The organism is uncultured Vibrio sp. (genome assembly GCF_947488985.1).
In the GTDB taxonomy this organism is placed as follows: Bacteria; Pseudomonadota; Gammaproteobacteria; order Enterobacterales; family Vibrionaceae; genus Vibrio.
The window spans coordinates 1-10895 of record NZ_CANLBV010000033.1 but is presented as its reverse complement, the minus strand read 5'-3'; the positions used below and the strand labels follow the sequence as shown (position 1 = coordinate 10895).

General features: G+C 43.6%; 9 protein-coding genes and 1 pseudogene. 4 read left to right on the top strand and 6 right to left on the bottom strand.

What is annotated here, in order from left to right; genetic code table 11:
- Nucleotides 1–346 precede the first annotated feature (346 nt).
- Nucleotides 347–2326, top strand: a complete 1980-nt coding sequence (locus Q1A70_RS09660; protein ID WP_176679076.1) for a replication initiator protein RctB domain-containing protein — start codon at nucleotides 347–349, stop codon at nucleotides 2324–2326.
- Between the two features lie 380 nt (nucleotides 2327–2706).
- On the opposite strand, the gene Q1A70_RS09655 is transcribed toward Q1A70_RS09660, so the two are convergent.
- The 3 genes from Q1A70_RS09655 to Q1A70_RS09645 are packed head-to-tail and all read right to left on the bottom strand — an operon-like array spanning nucleotide 2707 to nucleotide 4951.
- Nucleotides 2707–3189, bottom strand: a complete 483-nt coding sequence (locus tag Q1A70_RS09655) for a transcriptional regulator (protein WP_299689907.1) — start codon at nucleotides 3187–3189, stop codon at nucleotides 2707–2709.
- Nucleotides 3182–4117 carry an ATP-binding cassette domain-containing protein gene (locus Q1A70_RS09650; protein ID WP_299689910.1) on the bottom strand — a complete coding sequence of 312 codons (936 nt, stop codon included), beginning with the start codon at nucleotides 4115–4117 and terminating at the stop codon, nucleotides 3182–3184. The genes Q1A70_RS09655 and Q1A70_RS09650 overlap by 8 nt, the downstream gene beginning before the upstream one ends.
- A gap of 9 nt (nucleotides 4118–4126) precedes the next feature.
- Complete coding sequence (locus Q1A70_RS09645; RefSeq protein ID WP_146492671.1) at nucleotides 4127–4951, bottom strand: ABC transporter ATP-binding protein; 825 nt, start codon at nucleotides 4949–4951, stop codon at nucleotides 4127–4129.
- 362 nt (nucleotides 4952–5313) lie between these two features.
- Between Q1A70_RS09645 and Q1A70_RS09640 the strand changes: the two genes are divergently transcribed.
- The gene (locus tag Q1A70_RS09640) at nucleotides 5314–5508 is read left to right on the top strand and encodes a PA3496 family putative envelope integrity protein (RefSeq protein WP_004736928.1); all 195 of its coding nucleotides are present in this window, start codon (nucleotides 5314–5316) and stop codon (nucleotides 5506–5508) included.
- 190 nt (nucleotides 5509–5698) lie between these two features.
- Nucleotides 5699–6259 carry an NADAR family protein gene (locus Q1A70_RS09635; RefSeq protein ID WP_299689917.1) on the top strand — a complete coding sequence of 187 codons (561 nt, stop codon included), beginning with the start codon at nucleotides 5699–5701 and terminating at the stop codon, nucleotides 6257–6259.
- Nucleotides 6260–6470: 211 nt separating this feature from the next.
- Here Q1A70_RS09635 and Q1A70_RS09630 read toward each other — a convergent pair whose 3' ends face one another.
- Nucleotides 6471–7229 (bottom strand): transporter substrate-binding domain-containing protein, encoded by a 759-nt coding sequence (locus Q1A70_RS09630; protein WP_299689920.1) that lies wholly within the window; start codon nucleotides 7227–7229, stop codon nucleotides 6471–6473.
- Between the two features lie 94 nt (nucleotides 7230–7323).
- Here Q1A70_RS09630 and Q1A70_RS09625 point away from each other — a divergent pair, with 94 nt between their 5' ends.
- Entirely contained in the window at nucleotides 7324–9714 is a 2391-nt protein-coding gene (locus Q1A70_RS09625; RefSeq protein WP_299689923.1) for a response regulator, read from the top strand.
- Nucleotides 9715–10072: 358 nt separating this feature from the next.
- On the opposite strand, the pseudogene Q1A70_RS09620 reads toward Q1A70_RS09625, so the two are convergent.
- A pseudogene (locus Q1A70_RS09620) lies at nucleotides 10073–10462 on the bottom strand (substrate binding domain-containing protein); the annotation flags it as partial.
- Between the two features lie 114 nt (nucleotides 10463–10576).
- Complete coding sequence (locus Q1A70_RS09615) at nucleotides 10577–10783, bottom strand: LysR family transcriptional regulator (RefSeq protein ID WP_299689926.1); 207 nt, start codon at nucleotides 10781–10783, stop codon at nucleotides 10577–10579.
- Nucleotides 10784–10895: the final 112 nt, after the last annotated feature.

The window sequence follows — 10895 nt, the reverse complement described above, 5'->3', positions numbered from 1 at the left end:
CTGCACAAGTATAATGATCATGCTTTCGAACCAATAATGATCATGCTTACAATGACTTAATGATCATCGTTCTGACGCTCTGTGATCATGCTTTCTTAGGTTTAATGATCATAGTTTCGGACTATTTATGATCATGCTTTCCAAGCGGATTTTTTTTAATACTTTAAATTCAGCAACTTAAAGGCAAACTTACGTCCAGATCATTAGATCACTTAATCATTTAAGATCATATTAATCAAAAAGATCAGTTATTTAAAAGCCAATAAATTCTCTTTATTTATGATCATTCTTTCTTTATCATTCAGGAACTATAGTGAAATTACGGTTAGTGTGATACGGATCAAAAATGAAACCAGAAGAGAAATTGTTAATTAAGGCACGAAGCCACAAAGATGGTCATTTATTTGAGGTATCTGAAACAGCCGTTGAATGGATAGAACAATATCAACACTTCAAAGGTGTCACCAAAAGCATAGTTGAGCTTCTTAACCTAATTTCACTTCGTGGGTTTAGCAGCAAAGACGGATACGTTTCAACCACTGAGATTATCGAATCAACCGATGGTCAAGTCACTCGCGCAGCCTTGCAACAAAGGCTGAGAGCAGCGGTAAATATCGGTCTTTTCAAACAAATCCCCGTTCGTTTTGAAGAAGGCCTTGCAGGTAAAACCATGCTGCATCGCTTTGTTAACCCAAACCAATTGATATCGGTACTGGGTGCCACCAGCTTAGTCACAGAAAGCGTAAAGCAAAACGAAAAGCAAAAGCGTTCTAAAGCCCTCGCTCAAACCAAAGTAAACAAACGTTTACTGAATGAACATGGTCTGAATACTCCCCCAACGATGAAAGACGAAGCGGATCAATTCATTGTTTCGCCAACCAATTGGGCGGGCATTATTGATCAAGCGTTAGCGCCACCTAGAACGCGCAAGAGCTACCAGAAATCAATGGTTTCGATCTCGGGAACTCGCGCTGTGATCGAGACAAGATCGTCTAAAAACATTATGACGGTTGATGATCTGATGACGCTTTTCGCTTTGTTCACGCTAACCGTTCAGTATCATGATCATCACCAAGATGATTACCACCTAGACGCGAAACACACACCGAACAAAACACCACTCTACATCACTGACATTTTGTCTTTGCGTGGCAAGAAAGACAGTGGCCCTGCTCGTGACTCGATCCGCGACAGTATTGATCGTATTGAGTTTACGGATTTCCAACTGCATGAGCTTACTGGTCGCTGGCTTAGTGAGAACATGCCAGAAGGCTTTAAGAGTGATCGTTTCCGATTCTTAGCGAGAACCATTACTGCATCGGAAGAAGCGCCTACAGAGGGCTCTGACGGCGAAATTCGCATTAAACCGAACCTATACATCCTCGTTTGGGAACCTTCGTTCTACGAAGAGCTCCTGACTCGTGATTATTTCTTCCTGTTCCCGCCAGAAATCCTGAAGCAACATACCTTGGTTTTCCAAATGTATTCGTACTTCAGAAGCCGTATGGCACGCCGTCATTCAGATTGTATGTTGTTGAGCGAACTGAATCAGAAATTGGCTCGTAACATCGATTGGCGTCGTTTTTCGATGGATCTGATCCGCGAACTGAGAAAGTTGGGCGAAGTCGGGGATCAAGAAGATACCTTCCTGGTTAATCTTTGGGGTTATCACTTGACGATCACCGCGTTGATCGAAAAAGGCAAAACGACCGATTATCAAGTTGATATCAAATGTAACGTGGAAGAAGTACTGCGTTATTCAAGAGCACGTACCACCAACGCTGGTAAACGTAACATGGCGCCAACGCTGCCAAACCCACTTCGCAACGAGATGGTGTCTAAGCAGAAGCTGGAAGAGCTGTCTGAGATTATCGATGGTGAGTTTGAACCTATTCAGCGCAAGGCACCGTCGCCAAGAGGCAAATTAGGGCGTCGAGTGAAGCAACGTAAGCACTCTGTTGAGATCAATGCTGACGAGATCATGATAACGCTCTCTAAATATACCTCTGCAGAGGCTCTAGAACGCAGTATAACGGCTTTATCTGCTATGACAGGGCACTCACATGCCTCAATCAAAGAAGAGTGCTCAGAGCTCATTGAGAAGCTTGATTGGTTGAGAGTAGGGGAAGACGTTATCCCTTACGAAACATTAAGTAAGCTAATTGAGCTGTACAACGACCGTGATAGCAACAGTAATCGACATCTCTCTATCGAACGCCTGATTTCAGGTTTGGCGGTGCGTCGTAAAGTGTGCAAACAAGTGCACGAAGGTCATCTAGACGAAAATGTGTTCTTGGCGCTCGATGAAATGGCGATTGGCCACTAGTTTTCGGCCCGCTTTCACTGCTGTGAATAGGTCATTTAATCATCATTAGGTGCTGATAATAATCACACCTAATGCTGACAAAGCGATGACAATGTAACGCATCCAGTTGATTATTATTTATCCCGAATAGACAACCTTTTGTCCTTTCTTATGATTAATAGATTGGCTCATATTTTGTTACATCATACTGAATAGATTTTTTGCGAGTTCCCCAAGGGACTCGCTTTTTTTTGTCCTAAATTTCGGCAACCTATAAAAATCAGTAGCTTATGAGATTACCTACCGAAGCATGATCAAGGTCAGATCATGCTTTCAATGGATCCTGTTGTTTCAAGTAAACTGTCATTTTGATGCGTTGATATTGGATCTATAGGGGATGATCAGTGAATTTGATGTTTTACATTACCTTGATCATCGTTCTGGGATTGGCTTGCCATAAAACGAACATGCGATTCGATCAATTTTTCGGATTCTTGTAACCAGCGCGGCTCTTGTTGTTGATTTGCAAACTCCAATGCGAGCACACACAAGTGTTGTATTCGCTGTGTACACCACTCTTGTAAGTCTGGCTCCGCTTTCGTGTCACAACACACCGCTTGAAGCTTGCTGTAAGCGAACATCAGGTATTGATACGCCTTTTCTTGGTGATGTGGGTTGTGGTCTGAATTTCGGTAGAAAGTAAAGATACGCAGGCACCCGTCTAACCAACATGCGATGCCTTTGCTTTGTTCATCCGTGATCAAAGGCCCCCAGAGTGCATCTGGAGGCGTTAAGATCAAATGTTCCAACCGTTCCACTTGATCATGCTTTCGGTCTTTGTACCAATCTCCGATTCGCTCTAACCAAGTGTCTAGTTCATTCATGCACATTATCCCACTGTTTTACAAAGTGATTATCGGAGACTTGCTTGATTTCATGCTGTATTTCACTGCTCTGCTCTCGAATACGATCTGCGTCTATGGAATAGTTTGGCTCATTTTTTACGAGTTCGCCAAATGGCAGATCAGGATCTGGCACTGCAGAGATCAACAGCTTGGTATATGGGTGCTGCGGATTCGTTAAGATCGACTGAGTTGATCCCCATTCAACGATCTGTCCTTTGTACATCACCGCGGTCTCTTCTGCGATGTAATGAGCGGTCGCAAGGTCGTGAGTAATGTATAAGAAGCCTATCCCAAGCTCTTTCTTCATTTTTTGCATGAGATTGAGCACGCCAAGTCGAATTGAAACATCCAACATCGAGGTCGGTTCATCGGCAAGAATGACTTCAGCCCCAACCGCAAGCGCTCTGGCTAGGTTAACCCGTTGTCTTTGGCCGCCACTGAGCTCGTGAGGGTATTTCGCGAGCGTTTCGACGGGTAACTCCACCAGCGTCAGTAACTCTTTAAGGCGTGCTTCTAGAGCTGCTTTATTGGCGACTTGCTTATGAATCTTAAGCGGGCGAGTTAAGTGGTGCTCTATGGTGTGAGTAGGATTGAGTGAGCCAAATGGGTCTTGAAACACCATTTGCACACGGCTGCGGTAATCCAAGATATCTTTGCGGCTATTGAGCGTAGATATGTCTCTGCCGTTGAACAAGATTTCTCCCTCTGTCGCAGGGTAAACTTTAGTCATCAGCCTAGCGCAGGTGCTTTTCCCGCAACCGGACTCGCCAACCAGTGCCAGCGTTTTTCCTGCATATAGGTCAAAACTCACGCCGTGCAGCGCTCTGAATATCTCTTCTTTGCCAAATCCACCGCCAACTGTGAACTCTTTGACGAGGTTTTTTACTTGAAAAATAGGTTGTGACATAGAGCTCTCCTAGCACGCTGTCGCGTGAGCATGTTCGTGAATATTAGGGAAAGAACTCCATAGCTTTTGGGTGTAGGAGTGCTGCGGGTTGTTGCGAATCTCGTAGGCTTGATTGACTTCAACGATTTGGCCATGGCGCATGATGGCAATGCGGTCACACAGTTGGCTCATTAATGCTAAGTCATGAGTGATAAAGAGGATCGAGAAGCCAAACTCCTCTCTGAGTTGGTGTATCTGCTGCAGAATTTCACGTTGTACAACCACATCCAAAGCTGTAGTTGGCTCGTCCATGATGATCAGTTTAGGGTTGAGGGCGAGGGCAATGGCAATCACTAAACGCTGACGCATGCCGCCACTGAATTGGTGAGGGTATTCCGTGAGTCGGTTGCGCGGAATGTTTACCAAGTCGAGTAACTTCTCTGCGCGGTCTTTGGCTTGTTCATTGCTCATGCCTTTGTGGTGGCGTAGCACATCAGCAAATTGTTCTTCGATGGTTAATACAGGGTTGAGTGAATTCATTGCACTTTGGAACACCATAGCAATCTCGCTCCAGCGTAAGGTATTCAAATGGCTGTCTGACAAGCTCAGCAGATCTTGTCCACCAAACAATATCTGGCCTCCGGATATGAACGCGGGCGGCTTATGAAGACGGTTAATGGCAAACGCGATGGTACTTTTGCCACAGCCAGATTCTCCGGCTAAGCCAAAAATCTCACCTTGGCCTATGCTAAAGCTGACGGATTTGACCGCGTTGAAATCACCGTCATCGGTGATGTAGTCGACACATAAATTCTTCACTTCGAGAAGTGGTGTATCTGAAATTCCCACAGACATGATAAATACTTAGTTATGATATTGATAACTATTATCATTAACATGTGTTGAATTTAGTGAAAGCGATGAGCACAAAAAGAATGAAGAGCCTCGAAATTTATCTTGGGTTATTTCACGAATTTTCGGCGGAAAAGAAGAATTGGGAGAGGGGAAAATGAGAGTTGGATCAAACCACATTTCTTATGGGTAATCTTTTAAATGTAATTGCAGAAAATGCCTTTGGCAAAGTTTAAATGAGGCATTTATTAATTAGGTTTGTGAAGCGTCGGAATCATCACATTTCAGTACAGATTTTCTTAACAAGCGAAATAGCATTTGCTACAGATTACCTGTCCATTACATGGTGCTTTTCGGAGGAAAACATGTCCATTAATTCTATCAACCATGATGAAATGACAAATATTGCAAACAAGTGGGATGCTGAAGAAGAAGTATCTTTCAAACCAGAAAAGAAAATGAAGTCCGCAGAAGCTCGTCGTCGTATCGAGGCTCTAAGAGAAATTAGAGAAAGCGGTTTGAGTCTGGAAGAAGCGAGGGAGCTAGGTCTTATTCACTAATAATCCCCATTGCATTTAGAAGGGTGGCACCATGTCACCCTTTGATTTATAAGTACTTTTCCATGATTTCTGTCTGTGTAATATCAATAGCTTGATTCTTTTCTCTGGTTTGCAGCTTCGCTACACCCTTTTTGAAATCACCTCCTTCAGACTAAAAACACGCCCATGGCATACTCTTTAACCAAGTTGTTTGACAGCAATATGCAACGCCACTAATTTTAAAGTTAAAGCAAAAATATGTGATGTCGTTGGTAAGGAGAAGGCTATGTCTAATTCTGTGGCTCAAGCCAAAGAAGTGCTATTTTATGAACCTGAAGATCCAAACGGATACCTGTCAAATTTTGCAACTTGCCCCATCAAGGTTGATGAGCAAATTTGGCCAACCAGCGAACACTATTATCAAGCCATGAAGTTCGCCTGCGGAGTACTTCGCAATACTATTCTGCAAGCTAGCACACCTGCTGAAGCATTCTCTTTGAGCCGTGACTACGAAGACCAAGTTCGTGAGGATTGGTATGAGATTCGCGTGCAAGTCATGCAGTTCATCGTCACCGAGAAATTCAGACAGAATCCTCAGTTTGCACTGTTTCTTGTCAATACCGGAGATTCGGTGATCAAAGAACATTCCCACAAAGACCATTTTTGGGGTGATGGCGGCGATGGCACTGGCGAGAACCATTTAGGCAAGATCCTAATGGCTGTGCGACAACAGCTTCGTGCTCAGCAACTGCATTTGATTGCAGCGCATTAATCCGTTGACCTTCGGTTGTTCCAAATTAAGTGGGTCGATTACGGGTAAACTCTTTTAGCCCTTAAAGACGAATTGAAAAGGCCGCCCTGTTTAGCTTGTGTGCTTAACAGGGCGGCCTTTTGAGTTGTAGAGTGAGTAGGCATCGAAGAGAGTTAAAGTGCGTCACCTAAGCTATTTGGTGACGCTGTGTTTATATGTGTTTCTGCTGTTGCTATAAGTAACTCTGTACGATGTCGTTGAGCTGCCCATTGTCTTTCATCTGGTCTAGACGTTGGTTAATGAAGGCTTGCAGTTTAGGGTCCATCTCAGGGTCGAACGCCAAATGGATAGGGTAGTTATTTATGACGGAATCAAATTCTTGCATCTGGTAGTCATCAATACTCAGCTTCTGCTCGTTTAGGTTGTATTTGATGCGCGATTCCATTTCCACGAATACAGTATCGCCGGGTGCTCGGTTCAGGACACGAAACGCAGCAGTGTAATCTTTAACTCGAATCTCGTTGAGCTTGCCTTGTTGAATGTATGGCTCTAGGTTCGGATATTCAAACCCCACTAGCAGTACTACTGCTTTTCCGTCTAGATCGTCGATTGTATTGAACTCAAACGGCTTTTTACCGCTGCTGAGTAACACGTGTTTTACATTGTAAATCGGATCTTCAGACAGGTTAACAGATTGGATATTTCCCCAACTTGGACTGCCGTAGGTTACCCAGTTTGGGTTCTCTCTAGCATCGAGCTTGTCGATCATTCGGTTAAAAGGGTAGGTGTGGTAGTTGATCTCATATTGGCTGTCATCGAATACCGCCTCAACAATATCCGATACCATTCCTCTGTGAGATGACCCGTCAGTTTCGATCTGAAAAGGTTGTGCTTGGTTCGCAATAATATAGTAGTGAAGAGCTTCGCTTGAAAAAGCATAACTATTTGAAAATAAACTGACTATGGATGCAATAATAAGATGTTTTTTCATAACCTTCCCTAGTTATTTGATAAATGACTACTATTATACTAGTTGAGTAAATACAGTTTACTAGGATAACAGTAACAGTAATGGTAGTTAGTGTATGGTGACAGAAGGAAAGCGTTACATTGGACTGTCTCGACAATTGATCGGGATAATTATCGCAGTTAGTACCTTGTTTACAGTTATAGTCACAGGCCTTGGGCTTTATATTGAATACCAAAGTCGTGTTTCTTTTATCAGTTCTCAGATCGAACAGGTTAAAGCTGGCTACCTCTCTGGTTTAACGGCGAGCTTATGGGTAGAAGATCGAGAGCAGTTACTGGTGCAGGCTGAAGGTATTTCTCGCTTACCCTCTGTGAGTTATCTCTTGATAGAAAGCCCCGATGAAAAGATTCTCGAGATCGGGGAGCCAACCATTGGGCAATCTTATTCTCAGTCGTGGAAGATGACCCATCAGATGGGGAATCAAGACTTTGTTCTTGCTACGTTAACCGTGCAATCGGATCTTAGTATGATCCTTAACGACTTTGAAGCCCGTGTGTTACTGCTGCTGGCCTTTGAAGCTGTTAAAATGTTTTTATTATCTCTGGTATGTTTAACCATAGTATATCGCCTTGTGGTCAAACGCTTGATGATCATGTCCTCTCAGATCAACAAGCAACAGATAGCGGGTAATAGCCCGCGTTTCTTAAAGCCAACCAACTCTCTCTATAGTGATGAAATTTCAGCATTAGAGAGCAGCTATAACCATTCGATTGAGCGTATTCGTCAACAGTACCAAGAACTGGAAAAAGCCAAAGATATCGCCGAGGTCGCTAACCGTAACAAGAGTGAGTTCCTGGCTAACATGAGCCACGAGATCCGAACGCCAATGAATGGGATTATCGGCTTGTCATCTCTGCTCTCTGAAATGGATATGCCGAAAGAGCAAAAAGAGTATGTCAACATGCTCAACACCTCTTCACTGACGCTGCTTGACCTAATTAATGACATCCTCGATTACTCGAAGATTGAAGCTGGTCGCTTAGAGCTTCAGCAAGAACCGATAAAAATGATGGGCATTGCAGCCGATGTTGAATCTACCTTCCGAGTTAAAGCGGAACAGAAAGGGCTTAGATTCCAGCTCGCGATTGATCCTAAGATCCCAACCATGGTGATTGGCGATGGTACTCAGCTCAGACAAGTTTTAAACAATTTAGTGGGTAACGCCATCAAATTTACTGAGCATGGTCATGTCACGTTTTCGATTCACTTACAAGAGGTAGTTGAGCCAGAACAGAAGCTAAGGGTAAAGTTTGAGGTTAGCGACAGTGGAATTGGCATCGCAGAAGACAAGCAGCAATCGGTGTTCGACAAGTTTCAGCAAGCTGATGGCAGTACCACCCGTATTTATGGCGGTACTGGGTTAGGCTTAACGATATGCGAGAAGATAGTCACGCTGATGGGCAGCAAGCTTGAGCTGTCCAGTGTTGAAGGTAAAGGGAGTACGTTTTATTTTACGGCAGACTTTGCCTCTTGTTTGGACGTTGAAGAACAAAATATCGATTTCAACAAATTGTCGGTACTGTTGGTTGATGATAGTCAATTGAATACACGTATTACCTCAACACAACTGCAATCATTCGGCGTTACCTCAGAGTGCTGTGAAACGGCAACTCAAGTCGTGTCGTTGGTATCGGATTCTCTGGCTAACAATTCGCCTTATGATTTGGTTCTGATTGATAAAGTGATGCCCGTGATCGACGGTTTTCAGCTTGCAAAAAGTTTACTGGATCGCTTTGGTAAAGCGTGCCCTAAGTTAGTGATGATTTCTGCCGACCCACGAAAACAAGATGAAGCTCGTGCGAAACAAGTGGGATTTGCAGCCTACATTGCTCGCCCACATCAAGATAATCAACTTAAATGGACCATCAGTGAGGTGCTTGCGAGAGCGGCTGATACTTCAACCTTCACCTATCCAAATCGAGGCGAGGTGGCGTTTAAAGATAATGAACCTGCACCTGTAACCAAACCAGTACAACCAGAAAAAACTGCTCTAAAAGAAGAACCAAAACCTGCGGCGGTCACGGCTTCTTTTAGTGGCAAAGTTTTAGTTGTGGAAGATTCGAGAGTGAATCAACAAGTAGCCAAAATGATGCTTAAGAAGCTCGGTTTTGAGGTCGAAATTGCCGATAACGGGGAAATTGGCGTTGAGATGTTTCAGGCCAATGACTACGTGATGATCTTTATGGACTGCCAGATGCCAGTTCTTGATGGCTTTGAAGCGACTAAGCAGATCCGAGAGCTGGAAGAGGGGTCTTCACAACATATTCCTATCGTTGCACTCACAGCCAACGTAGTGCAAAGAGATAAGCATTTGTGTTTTGATGTGGGTATGGATGAGTTTCTACCTAAGCCCGTTAATCAAGGGAAGCTGAGAGAGATCGTTGAGAGTTTTTTGTCTAAAGAAAGCGACTCAACGAGCGAAGAAAGTGAGCAGAAGATTGTCTAGCTTGATGTGAGTTATATACCCTCCTCTTACTAAGACCTAAAGCATTTCCGTGCTTTAGGTCTTTTTTATGTGTCGTTAGAAGGGATTAGCACCCGTCAGTTAAAAAAACAGTTAAAAAACAGCGAACATTGATCGCCAACTCACTTTGAGTTAGACAAAGCAACGTAACTATTCGACGACTTCTTAGCGGGCATGCCGGATATCTCAATCAATACCGCTCACACAGATGCACCAAGCAGCATGAACATCAATGATAATGAAGAAGTACAGGCTTATCTCAAATACTCATTCTCGCAATATCTCAGCCAGACACCCACCACGAACCTGAATTGAAGCCGCATCGATATGCGGCTTTGTTTTAGGTGATGGATATCTGCTTAAAATCACCGATCATAAAGTCGATCAAGCCTCTTAATGTCGGGCTGAGTAATCGGCTTGATGGATAGATTAGATTAACGGGCAGGGGCTCTGGTGCAAACTCTGAGAGCACCTCAACTAACTCCCCTGATTCTATCGCTTCCTTGACGTAAAACTCCGATAGTAGAGCAACCCCAAGCCCAGCTTTAGCAAAAGATAAAATACACGACGATTCATTGGTTTCTAAATCACCATCCACCTTGATGGTCTTATTGTTCCCATCGATGTTGTAGTTCCAACGTTTAGGCACAGAGAGAGCACCATTAATGATGCAGTTGTGTTCATGCAGGTCTTTGGGTGAAGTAATGATGGGGTGATTATCGAGATATGTTTGATGAGCAACGGTTTTAACTCGTACCCCTCTTCAATGATATCGACCTTACGATTCAAAAGCGTCAGTGAGAATTGTACTTTAGGGTTCTGCTGCTTAAATTGCGACAAAATATCAGGAATGACGAATTGGCCAAGCATCATTGGATGCGGTTAATTTCATTCGCCCTTCAAGCTGAGAACGGTCTTGGTTTAGTGTTTTTAAATCACTTATCTGACGGCTCACCGCTGAGGGCACAAGGTTTAGTTTGTCTGCAGTACGGCTGAAGCTCTGTTCTTCGACAACCTGTTGGAATATATGAATAGATTTAAGCAGGTCCATTGCGAGCTCCTGTGCGGCTAAGCATTGCTTCTATTGGTTTTGTTGCTTAATTCAGATAGAAGACATGCCTGGTCCATAGTTGCCTAATTCTTAAACAATGCACTGAGTTTCA

What these genes read in the sequence shown, in the direction of transcription:
- Q1A70_RS09630 (WP_299689920.1), bottom strand. Translation starts at nt 7,229, where the DNA reads ATGAAAAAACATCTTATTATTGCATCCATAGTCAGTTTATTTTCAAAT.
- Q1A70_RS09615 (WP_299689926.1), bottom strand. Translation starts at nt 10,783, where the DNA reads ATGGACCTGCTTAAATCTATTCATATATTCCAACAGGTTGTCGAAGAA.
- Q1A70_RS09640 (WP_004736928.1), top strand. Translation starts at nt 5,314, where the DNA reads ATGTCCATTAATTCTATCAACCATGATGAAATGACAAATATTGCAAAC.
- Q1A70_RS09625 (WP_299689923.1), top strand. Translation starts at nt 7,324, where the DNA reads ATGGTGACAGAAGGAAAGCGTTACATTGGACTGTCTCGACAATTGATC.
- Q1A70_RS09655 (WP_299689907.1), bottom strand. Translation starts at nt 3,189, where the DNA reads ATGAATGAACTAGACACTTGGTTAGAGCGAATCGGAGATTGGTACAAA.
- Q1A70_RS09660 (WP_176679076.1), top strand. Translation starts at nt 347, where the DNA reads ATGAAACCAGAAGAGAAATTGTTAATTAAGGCACGAAGCCACAAAGAT.
- Q1A70_RS09650 (WP_299689910.1), bottom strand. Translation starts at nt 4,117, where the DNA reads ATGTCACAACCTATTTTTCAAGTAAAAAACCTCGTCAAAGAGTTCACA.
- Q1A70_RS09645 (WP_146492671.1), bottom strand. Translation starts at nt 4,951, where the DNA reads ATGTCTGTGGGAATTTCAGATACACCACTTCTCGAAGTGAAGAATTTA.